Annotated in this window: 17 protein-coding genes and 1 tRNA gene; 6 read left to right on the top strand and 12 right to left on the bottom strand. The window is 72.9% G+C overall.

Annotated features, from left to right (window positions below; all coding sequences use genetic code 11):
- Nucleotides 1-10: 10 nt before the first annotated feature.
- Nucleotides 11-2,335: an FdhF/YdeP family oxidoreductase gene (locus FHX71_RS02015; RefSeq protein WP_376770116.1), complete on the bottom strand. Its 2,325-nt coding sequence runs from the start codon at nt 2,333-2,335 to the stop codon at nt 11-13.
- Between the two features lie 138 nt (nt 2,336-2,473).
- Between FHX71_RS02015 and fdhD the strand changes: the two genes are divergently transcribed.
- Nucleotides 2,474-3,379 carry a formate dehydrogenase accessory sulfurtransferase FdhD gene (gene fdhD / locus FHX71_RS02020; protein ID WP_246402144.1) on the top strand — a complete coding sequence of 302 codons (906 nt, stop codon included), beginning with the start codon at nt 2,474-2,476 and terminating at the stop codon, nt 3,377-3,379.
- Nucleotides 3,380-3,424: 45 nt separating this feature from the next.
- Here fdhD and FHX71_RS02025 read toward each other — a convergent pair whose 3' ends face one another.
- The 6 genes from FHX71_RS02025 to FHX71_RS02050 form a co-directional block, all read right to left on the bottom strand.
- Nucleotides 3,425-3,976 carry an RICIN domain-containing protein gene (locus FHX71_RS02025; protein ID WP_182614185.1) on the bottom strand — a complete coding sequence of 184 codons (552 nt, stop codon included), beginning with the start codon at nt 3,974-3,976 and terminating at the stop codon, nt 3,425-3,427.
- Nucleotides 3,977-4,152: 176 nt separating this feature from the next.
- Nucleotides 4,153-4,299, bottom strand: a complete 147-nt coding sequence (locus tag FHX71_RS02030) for an MFS transporter small subunit (RefSeq protein WP_182614186.1) — start codon at nt 4,297-4,299, stop codon at nt 4,153-4,155.
- 2 nt (nt 4,300-4,301) lie between these two features.
- The gene (locus tag FHX71_RS02035) at nt 4,302-5,699 is read right to left on the bottom strand and encodes an OFA family MFS transporter (protein WP_182614187.1); all 1,398 of its coding nucleotides are present in this window, start codon (nt 5,697-5,699) and stop codon (nt 4,302-4,304) included.
- 140 nt (nt 5,700-5,839) lie between these two features.
- Nucleotides 5,840-7,162, bottom strand: a complete 1,323-nt coding sequence (locus FHX71_RS02040) for a serpin family protein (protein ID WP_312876894.1) — start codon at nt 7,160-7,162, stop codon at nt 5,840-5,842.
- 79 nt (nt 7,163-7,241) lie between these two features.
- Nucleotides 7,242-7,658 (bottom strand): hypothetical protein, encoded by a 417-nt coding sequence (locus tag FHX71_RS02045; protein WP_182614188.1) that lies wholly within the window; start codon nt 7,656-7,658, stop codon nt 7,242-7,244.
- Entirely contained in the window at nt 7,655-8,284 is a 630-nt protein-coding gene (locus tag FHX71_RS02050; protein ID WP_182614189.1) for a nucleotidyltransferase domain-containing protein, read from the bottom strand. Before FHX71_RS02050 ends, FHX71_RS02045 begins: the two co-directional genes overlap by 4 nt.
- A 257-nt stretch (nt 8,285-8,541) precedes the next feature.
- Here FHX71_RS02050 and FHX71_RS02055 point away from each other — a divergent pair, with 257 nt between their 5' ends.
- The 3 genes from FHX71_RS02055 (at nt 8,542) to FHX71_RS02065 (ending at nt 14,609) form a co-directional block, all read left to right on the top strand.
- Nucleotides 8,542-10,962: a Tex family protein gene (locus FHX71_RS02055; protein WP_182614190.1), complete on the top strand. Its 2,421-nt coding sequence runs from the start codon at nt 8,542-8,544 to the stop codon at nt 10,960-10,962.
- 176 nt (nt 10,963-11,138) lie between these two features.
- Nucleotides 11,139-12,914 carry a TetR/AcrR family transcriptional regulator gene (locus FHX71_RS02060; RefSeq protein ID WP_182614191.1) on the top strand — a complete coding sequence of 592 codons (1,776 nt, stop codon included), beginning with the start codon at nt 11,139-11,141 and terminating at the stop codon, nt 12,912-12,914.
- Between the two features lie 54 nt (nt 12,915-12,968).
- A complete protein-coding gene (locus FHX71_RS02065; RefSeq protein WP_182614192.1) occupies nt 12,969-14,609 on the top strand; it encodes a dihydrolipoyl dehydrogenase family protein in 1,641 nt (546 codons plus the stop codon).
- 181 nt (nt 14,610-14,790) lie between these two features.
- On the opposite strand, the gene FHX71_RS02070 is transcribed toward FHX71_RS02065, so the two are convergent.
- The 3 genes from FHX71_RS02070 to FHX71_RS02080 form a co-directional block, all read right to left on the bottom strand.
- Nucleotides 14,791-15,825, bottom strand: coding sequence for a glycine betaine ABC transporter substrate-binding protein (locus FHX71_RS02070; protein WP_182614193.1), 1,035 nt, complete (start codon nt 15,823-15,825; stop codon nt 14,791-14,793).
- 157 nt (nt 15,826-15,982) lie between these two features.
- Nucleotides 15,983-16,666, bottom strand: a complete 684-nt coding sequence (locus FHX71_RS02075; RefSeq protein ID WP_182614194.1) for an ABC transporter permease — start codon at nt 16,664-16,666, stop codon at nt 15,983-15,985.
- Nucleotides 16,663-17,322 (bottom strand): ABC transporter permease, encoded by a 660-nt coding sequence (locus tag FHX71_RS02080; RefSeq protein WP_182614195.1) that lies wholly within the window; start codon nt 17,320-17,322, stop codon nt 16,663-16,665. Before FHX71_RS02080 ends, FHX71_RS02075 begins: the two co-directional genes overlap by 4 nt.
- A gap of 42 nt (nt 17,323-17,364) precedes the next feature.
- On the opposite strand from FHX71_RS02080, the gene FHX71_RS02085 reads away from it, so the two are divergent.
- Nucleotides 17,365-18,483 carry an ABC transporter ATP-binding protein gene (locus tag FHX71_RS02085; protein ID WP_182614196.1) on the top strand — a complete coding sequence of 373 codons (1,119 nt, stop codon included), beginning with the start codon at nt 17,365-17,367 and terminating at the stop codon, nt 18,481-18,483.
- Between the two features lie 51 nt (nt 18,484-18,534).
- Nucleotides 18,535-19,431, top strand: coding sequence for an ATP-grasp domain-containing protein (locus tag FHX71_RS02090; RefSeq protein ID WP_182614197.1), 897 nt, complete (start codon nt 18,535-18,537; stop codon nt 19,429-19,431).
- Between the two features lie 103 nt (nt 19,432-19,534).
- On the opposite strand, the gene FHX71_RS02095 is transcribed toward FHX71_RS02090, so the two are convergent.
- A tRNA-His gene (locus tag FHX71_RS02095) sits at nt 19,535-19,610 on the bottom strand.
- Nucleotides 19,611-19,683: 73 nt separating this feature from the next.
- Nucleotides 19,684-20,319, bottom strand: a complete 636-nt coding sequence (gene orn / locus FHX71_RS02100; RefSeq protein WP_182614198.1) for an oligoribonuclease — start codon at nt 20,317-20,319, stop codon at nt 19,684-19,686.
- Nucleotides 20,320-20,388: the final 69 nt, after the last annotated feature.

The following is a 20,388-nucleotide window of genomic DNA, read 5'->3' on the forward strand; positions in this document are numbered from 1 at the left end:
ACGGAGCGGTCTAGTGGGCCGGCTCCAGGCGGACGACCACCGACTTCGACGCCGGGGTGTTGCTCTGGTCCGCCGTGTGGTCCAGCGGCACCAGCACGTTCGTCTCCGGGAAGTACGCCGCGGCGCAGCCGCGCGCCGTCGGGAACGAGATGGCGCGAAAGCCCTCGGCGCGGCGCTCGCCGACCGAGCCGTCGGGCCCGGGCCACTCGCTGATCAGGTTCACCGTGTCGCCGTCGGCCACACCGCTCGACGCCAGGTCGTCCGGGTGCACGAACACGACGCGCCGCCCGTTCTTCACGCCGCGGTACCGGTCGTCGAGGCCGTAGACCGTGGTGTTGAACTGGTCGTGGGAGCGCACGGTCTGCAGCAGCAGGCGGCCCTCCGGCACCTGGACGATCTCGAGCTCGTTCACCGTGAAGTTCGCCTTGCCCGTCGTCGTCGGGAAGAGGCGGGCGTCGCGGGGCGGGTGGGGCAGCACGAACCCGCCGGGCTCGGCGACCCGGCGGTCGAAGTCCTCGAAGCCCGGGACCACGCGGGAGATCGAGTCGCGGATGCGCGAGTAGTCGGCGGCGAACTCCTCCCACGGCGTCGGGTCCTCCGGGCCCAGCGCGCGGCGGGCCAGGTCGCAGAGGATCGCGGTCTCGCTGCGCAGGGCCTCCGTCACGGGAGCCAGGCGGCCGCGCGACGCGTGCACGACGCTCATGGAGTCCTCGACGGTGACGACCTGCTCGCGCCCGCCCGTCGTGTCGCGCTCGGTGCGGCCGAGGCAGGGCAGCACCAGCGACCGCTTGCCCGGCAGCACGTGCGAGCGGTTCAGCTTGGTCGAGACGTGCACCGTGAGCGGCACCTCGCGCAGCGCGGCCTCGGTGACCGCGCTGTCCGGCGTGGCCGCGGCGAAGTTGCCGCCGACGGCCATGAAGACCTTGAGCTGCCCGTCGCGCAGCGCCCGGACGGTGTCCACGACGTCGAGCCCGTGGGCGCGCGGCGGCTCGAAGTCGAACTCCGTCGCCAACGCGTCCAGGAACAGCTCGGTGGGCCGCTCCCAGATGCCCATGGTGCGGTCGCCCTGCACGTTGCTGTGGCCGCGCACGGGGCAGGCGCCCGCGCCCGGGCGGCCGACGTTGCCGCGCAGCAGCAGGAAGCTGACGACCTCGCGGATCGTCGCGACGGCCTGCTTGTGCTGCGTCAGGCCCATCGCCCAGCACACGATGATGTTGTCGGCGGCCTTGACGTCCTCGACGAACGCCTCGATCTCGGCCCAGTCCAGGCCCGTGGCCCGCTCGACCTCGCCCTGGTCGACGGCGCGCCAGGCGGCCGCCGCCTGCGGGAAGCCCGAGGTGTGCTCGGTGATGAAGGCGTGGTCCAGGACGGGGGCGTGCCCGGCGGTCCGCGCGTCGTCGTCGGCCTCCAGGAGCAGGCGGTTCACGGCCTGGAAGAGCGCCAGGTCGCCGGCCAGCCGGACCTGCAGGAACCGGTCGGCGAGCTTGGTGCCCTGCCCGACGACGCCGCGGACGCGCTGCGGGTTCTTGAAGGTCTGCAGCCCCGCCTCGGGCAGGGGGTTGATCGCGACGATCCGCGCCCCGCGGTCCTTGGCCTCCTCCAGCGCGGTGAGCATGCGGGGGTGGTTCGTCCCGGGATTCTGGCCGACGACGACGATCAGGTCCGCGTGGTCGGTGATGTCCTCCAGCGAGACGCTGCCCTTGCCGATGCCCAGCGTCTCGACCAGCGCGGTGCCCGACGACTCGTGGCACATGTTCGAGCAGTCCGGGAGGTTGTTCGTGCCGAGCTTGCGCGCCAGGAGCTGGTAGAGGAACGCGGCCTCGTTGCTGGTGCGGCCCGAGGTGTAGAACGCCGCCTCGTCCGGCGAGTCCAGCCCGCGCAGCTCGCCCGCGACCAGGTCCAGGGCCTCGTCCCACGACACCGGCCGGTAGTGGTCGGAGCCCTCCTCGCGCAGCATCGGCTCGGTGATCCGGCCCGACTTGCCGAGCCGGTGGTCGGTCCACGTCGCGAGCTCGGAGATCGCGTGCTCGGCGAAGAACGCCGCGTCCGCGCGCTTGCGGGTCGCCTCCTCGGCCACGGCCTTGGCGCCGTTCTCGCAGAACTCCGCCAGGTGCGGCTTGCCGGGCTCGGGCCAGGCGCAGCCGGGGCAGTCGAACCCGCGCTGCTGGTTGAGCAGCGGCAGCGTGCGCAGGCCGCGGCCCACGCCGGCCTCCTCGAAGACGTGGGCCAGGCCGTGCACCACCCCCGGCACGCCCGCGGCCGCCGTCTTGGGCGGGCCGATGCGCAGGCTCTTCTCGGGGGCGTCGGTACGGGCCTCGTCGCTCACGTCTGTCACCCTCCTGACCCTACGCCGGAGTCGACGACCTGTGGGGGCTGCGGACATATCGGTCGCGGAAGGTCCGGCGGAAGGGCCTGCGCAAGGTCCGGCGGAAGGGTCTGGGGAAGCGCCCGCCGGAGGTGCGAGACTGGCGGTATGGGAGTCGTCACCGACCGACGCCGTGTGGTCCGCGTCCGCGAGGGCGTCCGCGCGGCACGCCCGGACACGCTCGCCGTCGAGGAACCGCTCATGGTCCGGCTCGTCGCGCCCGGGACGCCGCTCGGCGCCCCGCGGCCGCTGGGCGGCCCACGGCTCGTGGGGCCCGTGGTCCCGGTGGGCGGCCCGCTGTCCGACGACGGCGCCCCGGCGCGGCCCGGCAGCGAGACCCTGACCGTGACGATGCGGACCCCCGGCGACGACTTCGACCTGGTCGCTGGCTGGCTGGTCTCGGAGGGCGTCGTCGGGGCCGCCGCCGACATCGCCGCGATGCGCCTGTGCCCCGACGAGGACAACACCGTCGAGGTGGCCCTCGCGCGCGGCGTCGAGCCCCCGCGGGCCCGGGCGTTCGCGACGACGAGCGCGTGCGGGGTGTGCGGGTCGGACACCGTGGTCGAGGTACGGGCCGCGCTGCGCTGGCCGGTCGCGGGCGACCCCGTCACGGTCGGCGCCGACGTCATCTCCGCGCTGCCCGACCTGCTGCGCGAGCGCCAGCGTGCGTTCGAGCGGACCGGCGGCCTGCACGCCGCCGGCCTGTTCACGGCCGACGGCGAGCCGCTGTACGTCCGTGAGGACGTGGGCCGGCACAACGCCGTCGACAAGGTCGTGGGCGCGGCCCTGCGCGACGGCGCCCTGCCCGCTGCCGGGACGGTGCTCCAGGTCAGCGGGAGGGCGTCGTTCGAGCTGGTGCAGAAGGCCGCGCGGGCCGGCATCCCGGTGCTGTCCGCGATCTCCGCGCCGTCGACCCTCGCGGTGGACCTGGCCGAGGAGTGCGGCCTGACCCTGCTGGGCTTCGTGCGCGGCGACTCGATGAACGTCTACACGCGGGCGGACCGGCTGCGCTGAGTCAGCACGCGGGGCGCGGACCGACTGCCACCGGCGTCACCGCCGTCACTGGCGCCACCAGCTCTGGAACGTGCTGGAGTTGCAGGAGTTGAGCCGGAAGCCGCTGCCGCTGGAGTCGTCGATGCAGGTGCCGTAGTACTCGTTCTTCAGCCTGCGGGTGCCGTCGGCCCAGTAGGTGATGATCCAGCTCTGCTGCTCCGAGGAGTCGCAGGTCCAGGTGCGGAGCGTGGTCGAGCCGGTCGCCTGGATGCACCGCCCGGTGGCGTGGTTCTGGAACCGCCACGTGCCGTCGTTCCACGGGTGCGCGGTCCACGTCTGGTTGCTGTTCTGGAAGCAGGTCCACGTGCGGAACCCCGCGCTGCTGTCGTCCATGCAGCGGTTGGTCGCCTGGTTCCGGTACCGGAGGACCTCGTCGGCCACCCGGAGGGGAGCGGCGGCCGCCTGGCGGGCCTCCGCCGTCGTGCCTGCGCCGGCGTCGGTGACGCGGGTGCCGGCCTGGGCCGTCTGGGCGCCGCCGAGGGCGCACAGGAGCACCATCAGGAGTCCCGACAGCGCGGCCACGCCGCGTCGTCGGGGGGTCAGTCTCTGAGCTGTCATCGGTTCGTTCCGTCCTGCCCCGCGACCGACGCCCGACCCCGTGCCGAGCGCTGCGCGGAACACCAGGAACTCTGATCCGGGTGTCCCGCGCAGGCTATGACGTTCGATCCTCGGCGAATTCCGGCCGCACCGGCCGAAACAGGCCCGCGCCGTGTATCAGACCGGGCCCCGCCACCTCACCCCGTGAACAGCGGGATCACGCTCCGGACGGTCTGGAACAGCCCGTACGCCAGCGGCACCGTCACCACCAGCCAGGTCAGCACCAGCCGCAGGGTCTGGTTGGGCGGCTGCTCCGCCGTCGGCTCCTGGGTCTGCTCGACCATGGTCACACCTTCCCCTCGACGAGCTCGTCCGGCTGTCCCGGCCGTTCGTGGAACCGCGCCGAGACCGGCCGGACCAGGGCGTTGGCCACGAAGCCGACGGCGAGCACGGCCACCATCGTGAACAGCGCGGGCCGGTAGTCCGCGGCGACCAGCTCACCGGGCGTGCCCTGGGCGTCGAGGAACCCGTTGATGATCAGCGGCCCCGCGATGCCCGCCGCCGACCACGCGGTCAGCAGCCGGCCGTGGATGGCGCCCACCTGGAAGGTGCCGAACAGGTCGCGCAGGTAGGCGGGGATCGTGGCGAACCCGCCGCCGTAGAACGACAGGATCACGGCCGCCACCAGCACGAAGATCACCGTGGACGTGTGCCCGACGGTCGCCAGCAGCACGTACATGATCATCCCGACGCCCAGGTACAGGACGTAGGTGGGCTTGCGGCCGATGTAGTCCGACGTCGAGGACCACACGAACCGGCCCGCCATGTTGAACAGCGAGAGGAACGCGACGAACCCGGCCGCCGTCGCCGGCGCGACCGAGGACATGCCGTCCTCGCGGAAGAAGTCCTGGATCATCGGCGCTGCCTGCTCCAGGATGCCGATGCCTGCCGTCACGTTGCAGAACAGGACGGTCCACAGGAACCAGAACTGCGGGGTCCTGATCGCGTTCGCCGCGGAGACGTTCGCGGTCGAGACCATCGGCTTGGCGGCGACCGCCGCGGCGTCGAACCCCGCGGGCGTCCAGCCGGGCGGCGGCACCTTCACGGTGAACACGCCGAGCATCATCACCAGGAAGTAGGCGATGCCCAGCGTCACGAAGAGCGAGGCGACGGCGCCGCCGGTGGCGACGGAGGTGGGGTCGGACGGGTCGTAGCCGCTGTCGTAGGCCGCCATGAGCTGGCGGGAGAGCGGCGAGGCGATGAGCGCACCGCCGCCGAAGCCCATGATCGCCATGCCCGTGGCGAGGCCCGGCCGGTCGGGGAACCACTTGATCAGCGTGGACACCGGCGAGATGTAGCCGATGCCGAGCCCGATGCCGCCGATGAAGCCGTACCCGAGGTAGACCAGCCAGAGCTGCGACGTCGCGATGCCGAGCGCCCCGACGAGGAAGCCGGAGGCCCAGAAGCAGGCCGAGGCGAACATCGCCGCGCGCGGCCCGGCGCGCTCCACCCACGTGCCCATCACCGCGGCCGAGAGGCCGAGCATCACGATGGCGATGGAGAAGATGACGCCGATCGCGGTGAGGCTCGACTCGAAGTGGGCGACCAGCGCGCTCTTGTAGACGCTCGTGGCGTACGCCTGGCCGATGCACAGATGGATGGCCAGCGCGGCCGGCGGGATGAGCCACCTGCTGTAGCCGGGCTTGGCCACCGTGTGCTCGCGGTCGAGGAACGACAGCGCCATGCGCACCTCCTCGTGCTCAGGGGATCAGGCCGCACGAGGTGCGGTTTCTCCCGTTTGCGTGCGCACGCTACTGGCGTCGGATGCCCGGGTCAATGGTCCGCGCCGCCGCGCCGCGGGGTCTGCGCGGCGGGTGCGTGGGCTCAGTGCTGCGGGCTGCGGACCGCCGCGAGGAACAGGGGGAGGCGCGTCTCCGTGTGCGCGATCCGCAGCAGGTAAGGGCGGTCGACGGTCATGCGGACGGCGGGTTCCTCGGGCATGGCGCTGGTCGTCTCGGCGGCGATCTCGGTGACGGCGGCCGCGACGGTGCCCTCCTCGTCCAGGCTCAGGTAGGCCTGCTGCAGCACCTGGCTCACCCGGAGCTGCTCGGCGGTGCTGATGCCGGACAGGTCCGGGGCGTCGAACAGCCCGCCCAGGCCCGCCTGCTCCAGGGCCGGGGCCAGGTCCAGGGTGGGCGGTTCGAGCTCCAGCGTCGGCATGGCGAGCTCGACCACCTGAGGCGCCGCGTCGTCGAGCGCGGTCGTCAGCGCGGTCAGCGTCCCGGGGTCGACGTCGGCCGGGTCGGTGCCGGCCGGGGGCAGGAGCACGTCCGCGTGGAACGCCTCGGCGTAGGGGAGGCGGACGGCGGCCCAGCCGTCGGCCTCGGCGTAGGCCCACGGGCGCGTGCCGCGCAGCATCTCGGTGGGGGCCGTGCCGTCCGGGCCAGTGAACTCCTGGTCGCCGGTCGACGACTCCTCGAACGGGATCTGCCAGCGCGCCGCCAGCAGGATCGCGTTCTGCAGCACCAGGCGCAGCGACGGGTCGGGCTGGATCGCCGACTCCTCGATCAGGCCGCCCGTGTGGTGGTTCACCCAGGCGTCCAGCACCTTCTTGCCCTCGCCGCCGCCCAGGTCGGTGTGCTGCACCCCGGCGTCGAACCCGGAGGCCAGCGCGTCGAGGTAGTCCTGCTCGACGACGAGCTGGTCGTCCAGCACCGCCTGGTTCGCCAGGTGCAGCACGGGGCGTTCCGGGAGCTCGTCGTCCTGGGCGACGGCGGGGTCGCCGTCGTGCTTCGCCAGCTCGCCCCGCAGGGCGTTGTAGGCCGCGGTGCGGTCCGCGCCCGCCGCCCCGAGCGCGGTGTCGAGGGTCGCCGCCGTCTCGCCGCGGGCGCCCTCGGCCAGCAGCGCCAGCGCGAACGACAGGGACGCGGGGGAGACGAGGGCGTTGTCCTCGGGCTCGGCGGTCGCGCGCAGGGCGAGCAGGCCGAGCTCCTCGGTCGCGGCGACGGCGTCCGGCCCGGCGGTCGCGTCGGCGGGGGCGACGACGACGCGCGCGGCGTCGGAGCGCTCCAGGCCCTCGGCGGCGGCCTCGTCGGTGGCGGGGGCGCAGGCGGTCAGCGCGAGGAAGCATGCTGCGCCGACGGACGCCGCGATCGTTGCGCGACGACGTGCTCTGGTGGGGCCTACGACTGAATCGCGACGATGCACGACGACCTCCCTGTGTGCCTTCGGGTTCGGTCTGTATCTGTCGCGGTGGCGTGCGGTCTTGCAGGGAGGTCTGCCCTGTTCAGGGTCGGCCCACGTACCCCTCCATGGAGTCCACGAGCGACCGGGAGTGCTTGACCATGTAGGCGCTCTGCTGAGGGCTCAGGAACGAGGTGCCGTAGTGGGCGGCGGTCTTCTCGTCGAGGACCTTGCGCAGGCGTACGGAGAGCTCCTTCCCGTCGGGAGCCACCGTGGCCAGGAGATCCGCGGCACGGGAGTGGTCCTGGTCCCTGGCGCACTCGCGGAGCGTCGCCCCGCAGATCGCGTCCGATGCCGCGATGGCGGCCAGCACCGCGAGGCCCGCCGCCACGTGGCGGTCCGCGCTGTCCTCACCCATGACGAGCTCCGCGACGTCCTGGTACTTCCGAGCGGTGGCGGCTCGTACCGTGACGTCGCCGCGGCTCATCGAGCGGGTGCGCGGCGGATGCTTCGGGCTCATGTGGTTCCTCGGAGATAGGTGCGTACGTCGGGTCCGTGCAGGTGTTCGCTGTCGTCCTGGAACGACTGGACGATCGGGTCCCGGGTCTCGACCGCCTCCCGGAGGCGGCCGGGGTCGGTGAGATAGACCTGGATCCACTGGCCGATCCGTGGTTCGAGCGCACGGAGGTCGTCCGCTACGCGCTGGGCAGGTTCGGAGTACGAGTCGGGAACGACGACGAGCACATCGACGTCGGAGTCCAGCCGCGCCTCGCCGCGCGCGACGGAACCGAACAGCGCCACCGACACGGCCCCCGGGTCGTCCGGGAAGTGTTCGGTGACGATGGCTTCCACGAGGCTCCGGAAGGCTCGGCCCGGCTGCAGCGCGCTGAAGGCGCCGTCGACCGCGGGAAAGGCCAGGTGCTCCCGGTTCAGCGTGTAGAGGGTGGCTCGTCCCGCCTGACGGGAGCGCACGATGCCGAACCTGACGAGTCGTTCCAGGGCTCGGCGGACACCCTGGTCCGAACCTGTGCCGGCCAGGCGGTGTATCTGCGCCCCGGTCATGCTCGACGTGGTTCGCCAGAGCACCTGGAGAACTACTGGTTCGAGCGACGTCCCGAAGACGTGCTCGGGGTGGTTCCAGTCCATCGCGCTCCCCAACCGTCCGACTCGTATCAGAACTATTGTTCGCTCATCAGAATAATAGTTGGAAGAAGGGGCGTCCGCCCTGCGAGCCCGGCCTCGCCCCGACCACGTGTCAGACACACAGGTCCCTTGGGTGATCTGTGTGTCTGACACGCGTGGGCGGATGCGACAGATGTCAGTGGCGCCGGGCACAATCTGTCCCGACCACCCGGGTGGGCTCGACGCACGGGGTCTCGACGCACGAAGTGAGGTAGGGGACGTTGGCAAGCATCAACCAGCGCATCGCTGAGGAGCTGGGCGTTCGCGAAGGGCAGGTGACCGCGGCGGTCGACCTGCTCGACGGCGGCGCGACCGTGCCGTTCATCGCCCGCTACCGCAAGGAGGTGACCGGCACCCTCGACGACGCGCAGCTGCGCACCCTCGAGGAGCGGCTGCGGTACCTGCGCGAGCTCGAGGAGCGGCGCGCGGCGATCCTGGCGTCGGTGCAGGAGCAGGGCAAGCTCACGGACGAGCTGCGCGCCCAGATCCTGGCGGCGGAGACGAAGTCGCGTCTGGAGGACATCTACCTCCCGTACAAGCCCAAGCGGCGCACCAAGGCGCAGATCGCGCGCGAGGCCGGCCTGGAGCCGCTCGCCGACGCGCTGATCGGCGACCCGTCGCTCGACCCGACGACGACGGCCGGCCCGTACGTCGACGCCGACAAGGGCGTGGCCGACCCGGCCGCGGCCCTCGACGGCGCCCGCGCGATCCTCGTGGAGCGCATGGGCGAGGACGCCGACCTGATCGGCACGCTGCGCGAGCGGCTGTGGAAGCGCGGGCGCATGCTGTCCGCCGTCCGCGACGGGGCGCAGGACAAGGGCGCCAAGTTCTCGGACTACTTCGAGTTCGCCGAAGCCCTGTCCAGCCTGCCGTCCCACCGGGTCCTCGCCCTCTTCCGCGGGGAGAAGGAGGACGTGCTGGACCTCACGATCGAGCCGGAGGAGGGCATCGAGCAGGGCGTGCCGACGTCGTACGAGGGCACGATCGCGCACCAGTTCGACATCGCCAACCAGGGTCGTCCGGGTGACCGGTGGCTCAACGACACGGTCCGCTGGGCCTGGCGCACCAAGATCCTGGTGCACCTCGGCATCGACGTGCGGCTGCGGCTGCGCTCCGAGGCGGAGGACGAGGCCGTGCGCGTCTTCGCCGCCAACCTGCGCGACCTGCTGCTCGCGGCGCCCGCGGGGACGCGGGCCACGATGGGGCTCGACCCGGGCCTGCGCACGGGCGTCAAGGTCGCCGTCGTCGACGCCACGGGCAAGGTCGTGGAGCACGCGACCATCTACCCGCACCAGCCCGCCAACCGCTGGGACGAGTCGCTGGCCGTGCTGGCCCGGCTGGCCCAGAAGCACAACGTGGACCTGGTGGCGATCGGCAACGGGACGGCATCGCGCGAGACCGAGCGGCTGGCCGCCGACCTCATGAAGAAGGTGCCGGACCTCGGCCTGACCAAGGCCGTCGTGTCCGAGGCGGGCGCGTCCGTGTACTCGGCGTCCGCCTACGCGAGCGCGGAGCTGCCCGACCTGGACGTGTCCATCCGTGGCGCCGTCTCGATCGCGCGCCGCCTGCAGGACCCGCTCGCCGAGCTCGTGAAGATCGACCCCAAATCGATCGGCGTGGGCCAGTACCAGCACGACATCACCGAGACCAAGCTGTCGCGGTCGCTGGACGCCGTCGTGGAGGACTGCGTGAACGGCGTCGGCGTGGACCTGAACACCGCGTCGGTGCCGCTGCTGTCCCGCGTCTCCGGCATCACCTCGACGCTGGCCGAGAACATCGTGGCGCACCGGGACGCCAACGGGCCGTACGCGTCGCGGGCGTCGCTCAAGAACGTGCCGCGCCTGGGCCCCAAGGCGTTCGAGCAGTGCGCGGGCTTCCTCAAGGTGTCGGGCGGCGCCGAGCCGCTGGACGCGTCGTCGGTGCACCCCGAGGCGTACCCGCTGGCGCGGCGCATCGTGACGGCGTCGGGCGCGGACGTGCAGGCGCTCATCGGCAACGGCGGCGCCCTGCGCACGCTGAAGCCCACGCAGTTCGTGGACGAGACGTTCGGTCTGCCGACCGTGACCGACATCTTCGCCGAGCTGGAGAAGCCGGGCCGCGACCCGCGTCCGGCGTTCACCACGGCGTCCTTCGCGGACGGCGTCGAGACCCTCGGCGACCTGGTGCCCGGCATGGTGCTGGAGGGTCAGGTCACCAACGTCGCGGCGTTCGGCGCGTTCGTCGACGTCGGCGTGCACCAGGACGGGCTCGTGCACGTCTCGGCGATGTCCAAGAACTTCGTCAGCGACCCGCGCGAGGTCGTGAAGTCGGGCGACATCGTCAAGGTGAAGGTGATGGACGTCGACCTGCAGCGCAAGCGGGTCTCGCTGACCCTGCGCCTGGACGACGAGATCGGCGTGGCCCCCGGTGGCCGCACGTCGGGCGGCGGGCGTTCCGGCGGGTCGGGTGGCTCCGGGTCCGGCGGCGAGGGCGGTGGCCAGCGCGGCGGTCGCCCGGGTGGCGACGGTCGCGGCCGGGGCGGTCAGGGCCGAGGCCATGGCGGTCAGGGCCAGCGCGGCCAGGGCGGACAGGGCGGCCGCGGCCGCCCGGCCCCGGCAGACACGGCCATGGCGGACGCCCTCCGCCGAGCGGGCCTGGCCTGACGCCCGCTTACCCGCCCCGCCCCGGGGCGGGGATCGGTTGAACGTAGGGTTGGTCGCTGCAAGAGGCGTGATGCGGCGACCAACCCTACGTTCGACCACCACGTGATCTTTGTGCGCCCGAAGCGTGCGAGACTTGGTGCCACATTGTCGTCACCATCGGAGATCAAGTACGCCCCGTGAGCACCAAAGCAGAGGTCACGCCGCGACGGCGTCGGCGCCAGGAGCTGATGAGCACCTCGATCGCCACGGCGCGTCGCCTCCTCGCCGACGGCGGCGTCGAGAGCGTGACGATGCTGGCGGTCAGCCGGGAGGTCGGCATCGCCGGGCCCGCGCTCTACCGCTACTTCCCGAGCCGCGCCGACCTGCTGCGCGCGACGCACCGGGACGTGCTCGACGAGCTGGTGGCCCACGTCCGCGCCGCGACGACCCGCCAGCCGGCCGGCGACCGCGCCGCCGCGCTGCAGGCGCTGACCTACGCCATGTTCGGGTGGTGCGTGGCGCACCCCCGGGAGTTCGACCTGCTGCTCGGCGGCGACCTGCGCCTGGCCGAGGCGGACGCCCCGGTGGGCGACGAGGGCGGCAACGGCACGTTCTACGAGGTGGCGGCCCTGACGTTCACGGCGCTCGCCGGGCAGTGGGCCGACGGCGCGGCCCGCTTCGACGAGCCCGTCCGCCCGGAGCTGGCGCCCGAGCTGGCCGCGCGGCGCGACGTGCTGCTCGCCGCGTACCCGGACGTTCCCCCGGGCGCGCCGCTCGGGCTGCTCGCCGCCGGCCGCGTGGCCTGGCAGCGCACCTTCGGCCTGCTGTGCATGACGGTGTACGGCCACATCACCGAACCCGACGGGCCGGTCCGGCGCGGCTACATCACCGCCCTGCTGGACGACCTGACCGCGCGCAACCTCGCGCTCTTCGGCCTGGGCGTCAGCGCCGCCGCCGTCGTCGACCCGGTCTTCGCGTCCGGTCCCGGGACCGGTGGGCCCGACGCCGGTAGGCCCGATGCTGGAGTGCCCGACGCCGGTGCACCCGCTGCCGGGACGCCCGCGCACGGTCCGGGTCCGGCGCAGGCGGGCCTGACCGGCGTCGGCCGAGCGGAGACGCGGGAGGGCGCATACCCGGCGGCCGCGCACCCCGCGGGCCCGCACCCCGCGGACGGGGAGTCGCCGAGCGCCACGGGCCGCCGCGCCCGCCTGCGCCGCGCGCTGCTGGAGGAGTCGCTGGCCTCGGCCCGCCGCCTGCTGGACGAGCACGGCGCGGACGGCGTCACGATGCAGGCCGTCGCGAAGGACGTCGGGATCGCGGCGCCGGGGCTCTACCGCTACTTCGACGGCCGGCCGGGCCTGCTGCACGCCACCCACCAGGACGTCGTCGACGAGCTGCTGGCCGCCGTCGAGGACGCCAGGTCGCGCCAGCCCGCGGACGACCCGAGCGCGCAGTGCCACGCCGTCGTGCACGCGACGTTCCGCTGGTGCCTCGCCCACCGCAACGAGTACGACCTGCTGATGTCGGGCCGGCTGCGCATCTCCCGCCCGGGCGTCGCGGCGGCCGAGGAGTCCCACGGGTCCGGCCCCGCACCGCTGATGGCGCTGGAGCGCGTCGGCGCCGTGTTCGCGCCGATCGCCCTGGCCTGGTGGCGGGCGGGCTGCCGCGTGATCCCCGACGACGAGCTCCCGCCCGCGCTCGTGCCCCACCTGCGGGCGGCGCGGAAGGCGATGCTCGGCATCCCGGACTTCCCGCCGGACGTGCCGCTCGGTCTGCTGCACGCGATGAACCTGTGCTCGGCTCGGCACTGGGGCCTGCTCACGCTGACGGTCTACGGCCACGTGGGCGATGTCGGCGCGCCCGAGGCCGCGGCGCGCCTCGACGCCCTGGTGCTCGACCTCATGGCGGACGTCCACGAGATCTTCGACCGACCGGTCTCGCCCGACGTCGTGCTCGTACGAGACATCTCGTGACGTTCCGCCCGCGTCCGATAGACCGGTAACGCGGGTCAGGTCCAGGATGGCGACATGAACAACGCACCTGAGACACCCGGCGAGCAGGCGGACGAGACCTACGACGTCATCGTGATCGGTGGCGGGCCCGTGGGCGAGAACGCGGCGGACCGCGCCTCCCGCACCGGCCTGTCCGTCGCCCTCGTCGAGTCCGAGCTCGTGGGCGGTGAGTGCTCGTACTGGGCCTGCATGCCGTCCAAGGTGCTGCTGCGCGCCGGCACCGTGCGCGCGCTGGCGCGCGACACGCCAGGGCTGGCCGACCCGGGCGCGCCCGACGTCGCCGCCGTGCTGGCACGGCGCAACGAGATCACCAGCGACTGGGACGACTCCGGGCAGGTCTCGTGGGTCGAGGGTGCGGGCCTGACGCTCGTGCGCGGGCACGGCCGCCTCGCCGGCGAGCGGCTGGTGGAGGTCACGTTGCCGACGGCGGACGGGGCCGGCGGTTCCTCGGCCAGCGGCGCCGGCGCGGGTGCCGGTTCCGGCTCCGACGACGAGGACGCCGGCGGCGGCCTCGCGGAGGCCGAGACGGGCGAGGCCCCCCGGACCCGGCTGCTGCGCGCCCGGCACGCCGTGATCGCCGCGACCGGCAGCGTGCCCGTGCTGCCCGACACGCCGGGCCTCGCGGCCGCCTCACCGTGGTCCAGCCGTGAGGCGACGGGCGCCGAGGCGATCCCCGAGTCGCTGGTCGTGGTCGGCGGCGGCGTGGTGGGCGTCGAGATGGCGAACGCGTACACGGACCTCGGCGCGCAGGTCACGCTGCTCTCCCGGGGCGGCCTGCTGTCGAACGCCGAGCCGTTCGCGGGCGAGATGGTCGCCGAGTCGCTGCGCGCGGCGGGCGTCGACGTGCGGACCGGCGTCGGTGTCGCCTCGGTGGACCGGCCGGGCACGGGGAGCGACAACGAGCCCGCGGGCCCGGTCACCGTCACGCTGTCCGACGGCGGGACGGTCACCGCTGCCGAGATCCTCGTCGCGACGGGCCGGGTGCCCCGTACGACCGACCTCAACGTGGAGAGCGTGGGCCTGGACGCGTCGAGCCTGGGCCGCGGCGGGGCGCTCGTCGTCAACGAGTCCCTGGAGGTCGTGGGCGTGCCCGGCGGCTGGCTGTACGCGTGCGGCGACGTGACCGGCCGGGCGCCGACCACGCACCAGGGCAAGTACCAGGGGCGCATCGTCGGCGACGTGGTCGCGGCGCGGTACGGCACGGAGGCCGGCGACCGCTCCCCGACGAGCGGTGACCCGGAGCCCGCCGTCGGGCAGGAGGGCAAGCCGTGGTCGCGGTATGCCGCGACCGCCGACCACGGCGCGCGCGTCCAGGTCGTGTTCACGCGGCCGCAGGTGAGCTGGGTGGGGCCGACGGAGCGCGAGGCGCGGGCGGCCGGCATCCCCGTCGAGGCCGTGTCGTACGACCTGTCCTGGATGGCGGGGGCCAGCGTGGACGGCCCGAACTACACGGGCCGCGCCCAGGTGCTCGTCGACACGCAGCGCCGGGTGCTGGTGGGCGCCACGTTCGTGGGGCCCGACGCCGGCGAGATGCTGCACGCCGCGACGATCGCCGTCGTCGGCGAGGTGCCGCTGGACCGCCTCTGGCACGCGGTGCCCGCGTACCCGACGGTCAGCGAGGTCTGGGTCCGCTTCCTGGAGTCCTACGGCCTCTGACCCGGGCCCTCTGCCCCGAGGCCGGGACCCAAGGTCCGGGCCCCCAAACCACTTCGAGACCTAAGTTTCTTCGCTTTGAGCAGGCTCAAAGCGAAGAAACTTAGGTCTCGAAGGTGAGTTGCTAGCCGCGATCCGCAGACCGCACCCGGCGGGTCAGCGCCTGGGCGCGGTCAGCGGGTCGTCACTCCGACGGGGTCAGCGAGCCGTCCGAGCTGAAGACCAGGCCGAGGGTGACCTCGCCCTGCTGCAGCGCCGACTTGGTCAGCGGGCCGCCGGCGTCGAGCGAGCGGAACTCCGCGAACTGCAGGCCGTACGTCTCCTCGAGACCCGGCTGGCAGAACGGGCGCTCCGTGCACTCCGGCGGGCCGCCGAGCACGAGGCCGCCGCAGGTCTCGGCGAGCTCGCTGAGCGTGGTGACGCCGTTCTCGTCGGCGAAGGCCTTGGTCACGGCGAACGCGTTCTGGTCCTGCGCGGGGGACGGCGTCCCGAACACGAGGCCGACCTCCTCGCCCAGGCCGGTGAGGCCCTCGACGGTCGCGTCGAGGTCGCTGCTCGCGACCGGCTCGGCGTCGGCGCCGTTGACGTCCTTGTTGATGAACTCGGTCAGGGTGCCCACGTACTCGGGGATCACCTGGACCTGCTTGCCGTCCTCCAGGGCGGGCAGGTAGGCCTCGCGGTTGCCGATGGTGGTCACCTCGGCGTCGTACCCGGCGGCGTTGAGCACCGTCGCGTAGATGGTGCCGAGCGTGGCGCTCTCGGCGAAGTCCGCGGCGCCGACGACGATCTTGCCGCTGCCGCTCTGCTCGGGGTTGTCCAGGCCGGCGTCGGCGACGAACTCCTCGGCGACCTCCGCGGAGGTGCGGCGGTCGACGTCCACGGCCTTGTTCAGGCCGATGAGGGTGTCGGTGTCGAGGGCGGCGGAGACGGAGTCGAGGAGCGGGATCAGCGTGTCGTCGCCCTCCACCGCCGCCGCGTTGATCGCCGGGATGATGTTGTCGACGGTCTGGAGCTGCTTGTCGTCGTCGAGCACGACGAGCTCGTCGCCGGGCACGGCCTCGCAGGCGGCGAGGCTGGTGCCGCCGGTCGGGCTGCTGCCACCGTCGTTGCCACCGGCGGAACCCGGCTCGCCACAGGCGGTCAGGAACGCGAGGGAGACGACGGCGGCCGCGGCGCCGAGCGCGCGGGGCAAGGACACATGCTTGCGGGGGAACTTCATCGAATGTCTCCGAACGTGGGTGGCGTACATCTGTTCTACGGCTTCGATCTGTACCATTCGACCTCGGCCGGCGGACGATCGCAAGGGATAAACCCTCTCGTGAGAATGTCGTTACATTCGGTCGGGCACTTCGAACTTTATTCCCGGAGAAGGCAGGTCACCCGGCGCGCAGCCGGAGCGGCGCCGGGGTGGCGAGGCGCTGCCCGACGGCGAGCACGGCGTCGATCAGCAGGCACAGCCCGGCGACCACCACGCCGCCCGCGAGCACCTCGCCGTAGCGCTGCGTGCCCATGCCGAGCGCGATGATTTGGCCCAGGCCACCGCCCCCGGCGAGCGCCGCGAGCGGGATGGTCGCGACCACCTGGACGATCGTGACGCGCAGGCCGGCGGAGACCAGGGTGGTGGCGAGCGGCAGCTCGACCTGGAGCAGGATGCGGCCGTCGCTCATGCCCATGCCGCGGGCGGCGTCCTTGGCGTCGGGGTCGGCGCCGCGCACGCCCTCGTAGGTGTTGACGAGCAGCACGGGCACGGCGAAGAAGGCGGCCGCGATGACCGTCGCGGTGTTGCCGAACAGCCCGCCGGCGGCGAGCAGCAGGATGATGCCGAGCGTCGGCAGCGCGCGGGAGGCGTTGGTGAGCCAGACGACGGTGCCCGCGCCGCGGCCGCTGTGCCCCAGCCAGGCGCCGGTCGGGATGGCGACGGCGGCGGCGATGACCACGGCGATCGCCGTCATGACCAGGTGCTCGCCCGCGAGCTCGAGGATGCCGCCGGGCTCGGTCCAGGTCAGGGGGTCGTTGAGCCAGACGATCGCCTGCTGGACGACTCCGGTCGGGGCGCTCATGCGGTCCTCCTGCGCAGCCAGGGGGTCAGGGCTCTGCCGACGGCCCACAGGGCGAGGTCGAGCACGAGCGCGAGCAGGATCGTGGCGAGCGTCGCCGTCATGATCTCGGCCCGGTAGAAGTTGTTGCGGAAGCCCTGGAACATGAGCTGCCCCAGGCCTCCGTAGCCGACGACGACGCCCACGGTCACCAGGGCGACGGTCGACACGGTCGCCAGCCGCAGCCCGGCGATGATGCTCGGCAGCGCGCTCGGCATGGCCACCTGGACCAGCAGGCGGCCGGGCCCGTAGCCCAGGCCGCGGGCGGCGTCGGTGACGGCGGGGTCCACGGTCGAGAGCCCGGCGACCGTGTTGCGCAGGATGATCAGCAGCGCGTAGACCACCAGGCCTACCAGGACCGGCGTGCGCCCGATGCCGAGCAGCGGCGCGAGGATCGCGAACAGCGCCAGGGACGGCACGGTGTACATGACCGCCGCGGTGCCGAGCACCGGCCCGGCCAGCCACCGCGACCGCGAGACCAGGGCGCCGAGCGGGATGGCGATGGCCGCCGAGATCAGGACGGCCTCGATCGTCAGGCCGGCGTGCTCGAGCGTGCGCTGCCAGATCAAGGGCGCGTTGTTGACCACGTACGACCAGGAGAACCATGGGTTGCCGGGCATGGTGAGAACCTATCGTGCTCTTCACCCGGTAGGTTCGAGCACATGGCTTCTCGCACCGTGATCGAGCTCGACTCCGTCCGTAAGTCGTTCGGCAGCGGAACCGTCGCCGTCGAAGGGCTGAGCCTCTCCGTGCGCGAGCACGAGGTCCTGGCGCTCGTCGGGCCGTCGGGCTGCGGCAAGTCCACCACGCTGCGCATGGTCAACCGGCTGGTGGAGCCGACGTCGGGCCGCATCCTGCTCGACGGCGAGGACGTGACCACCACCGACCCCGTGGCCCTGCGCCGCCGCATCGGCTACGTGATCCAGAACGTCGGGCTCTTCCCGCACCGGACCGTCGAGGCGAACATCGCCACCGTGCCGGGCCTGCTCGGCTGGGACCGCCGGCGCACCCGGGCGCGCGTCGCCGAGCTGCTCGACCTCGTGGGCCTGCCCGCCGCCACGTACGCGAAGCGGTACCCGCACGAGCTGTCCGGCGGTGAGCGCCAGCGCATCGGCGTGGCCCGGGCGCTCGCGACCGACCCGCCGGTGCTGCTGATGGACGAGCCGTTCGGCGCCGTCGACCCGGAGTTCCGCCGCCACCTGCAGACCGAGTTCCAGCGCATCCAGCAGGAGACCGGCACCACGGTGATCCTCGTGACGCACGACATCGACGAGGCCGCGCGCCTGGGCGACCGCATCGCCGTGCTGTCCCGCGGCGGCAGGCTGGAGCAGGTCGCGAGCCCGCTCGCGGTGCTGGCCCACCCGGCCTCCGAGCGCGTGCGCGACTTCATCGGCGACGGCGCGGCCTCGCGCATGCTGTCGCTCGCCCGCGTGCAGAGCGCCGACCTGGACGGCGCGGACCGGATCGTGCAGCCGGCCCCCGCCCCCGTGCGGCTGGGCGCGCGCCTCACCGACGCGTTCGAGGCCGTGGCCGCGCTGCCGGCGTCGGCCATGGGTCGGGTGCCGGTCGTGGGGGAGTCGGGCGACGTCGTCGGCTCGCTCACGGCGGACGGGATCCTCGGGGCGCTGCGCCGCGCGGCGGACGCGGCGGCCCAGGAGCCGGCGAACGGTGTGCCGGGCGACGCTGATGGTGCGGCCGGGAGCGGCGGGGCGGGCGCGACGAGCGCGACGGGCGCGACGGCGGACGCCGACGACGCCGCTGTGACCGACGCCGCGTCTTGACCTGCGCGCACGCCGGGACCTCAACGAACGTGTCCGGATAGTCTCGGGGGCGTGACCAACGCACGTGTAGCCCTCGCGACCTGCTCCCAGCTGCCCGACCTCGACAAGGACGACGTGCCGCTGATCGCGGCGCTCGCCGAGCGCGGCGTGACGGCCGAACCCGCCGTGTGGGACGACCCGGCCGTCGACTGGCAGGCCTACGACCTGGTGCTGGTCCGCTCGACCTGGGACTACTCGCCGCGCCACGACGAGTTCCTCGCCTGGGCGCGCTCGCTGCCCAAGGTCGCGAACAGCGCCGACGTCATCGAGTGGAACACCGACAAGCGCTACCTGCGCGAGCTCGAGGCGGCGGGCGTCCCGGTGATCCCGACGATCTGGCTCGACCCCGAGCGGCACCTGTCCAAGCGCGCCGTGCACACCCGCATGCCCGCGTTCGGCGACTTCGTGGTCAAGCCCGTGGTCAGCGCCGGCGCGCAGAACACGGGCCGGTACCAGCCGGTGTCCGCGCAGTCGCGCGGCAAGGCGATCGCGCACGCCATGCGCCTGCTCGACGACGGCCGCTGGGCCATGATCCAGCCCTACGTCACCTCCGTGGACACCACGGGCGAGACCTGCCTCGTCTTCGTCGACGGCGAGCTCACGCACGCCGTCCGCAAGAACGCGCTGCTCACCGGCCCGGCCGAGGAGTCCGGCGAGCTGTACGCCCGCGAGGAGATGGCGGCGTTCGAGGCCACGCCCGACCAGGTCGAGGTGGCCCGGCGGGCGCTCGACGTCGCCCGGGCGGCCACGGGCGCGGACCTCACCTACGCGCGCGTGGACCTCGTCTCGGGCGACGACGGCGTGCCGATGGTCATCGAGCTGGAGCTGACCGAGCCGTCGCTGTGGATGAAGTACGGCACGGGCGTCGAGGGCCGGCTCGCGGACGCGGTGGTCAAGCTCCTGGGCTGACGGTGACCGGCCGGAGGCTGACGGAGGCGGCACCGGTGCCGCCTCCGGCGTCGTCGGGCAACGCGAAAGGGCCCCTCGCCGAAGCGAGGGGCCCTCTTGCGCATGGGGTGAGCGACGGGACTTGAACCCGCGGCCCTCGCGACCACAACGCGATGCTCTACCAGCTGAGCTACGCCCACCATGTCCGCCGATTCGTGGACCGGCGACCGTCGAAAAGCATACATGGTCAGCGGCCGCGGACCGAACTCAAATCTACGGAGCGAGCTGCTTCGTGACGGACGTCTCGGCAACACGCGCCGCTGCGGCGCGGGCGGTCGTGGTGTCGGGGCCGGGCTGCGCGGGGAACAGGACCTCGCGGTAGTAGCGCAGCTCGTCGATCGACTCCAGGATGTCGGCCAGCGCGCGGTGCCCGCCGTCCTTCTTCGGAGAAGCGAAGTAGACGCGCGGGTACCAGCGGCGCGAGAGCTCCTTGATCGAGGACACGTCGATGATCCGGTAGTGCAGGTAGTCCACCAGCTCGACCATGTGCAGGTCGAGGAACGACTTGTCGGTGCCGACGGAGTTGCCGGCCAGCGGAGCCTTGCCCGGCTCGGGCACCCACTCGCGGATGTAGGCCAGGATCTGCTCCTGCGCCTCCTCGAGGGTCAGCCCCTGGTCGAGCTCGTCGAGCAGGCCGGACGTGGTGTGCATGGTGCGGACGAAGTCGTTCATCTGCGCCAGCGCCTCGGCCGGGGGTTTGACGAGGACATCGACACCGGTGCCCAGGACGTTGAGGTCGGAGTCGGTGACGATCGCGGCGACCTCGATCAGCGCGTCTGCGCGCAGGTCGAGGCCGGTCATCTCGCAGTCGATCCAGACGATGCGCTCGTTGGGGTTGGGAAGGCTCACCGACCTAGCCTATTCCGTCCGGTGCCTGGGGCAGTCCGGCGGGGTACACGAAGGCCCTTCCGCGAGGCG

The sequence above is a fragment of the Promicromonospora sukumoe genome (assembly GCF_014137995.1).
Lineage (GTDB): Bacteria > Actinomycetota > Actinomycetes > Actinomycetales > Cellulomonadaceae > Promicromonospora > Promicromonospora sukumoe.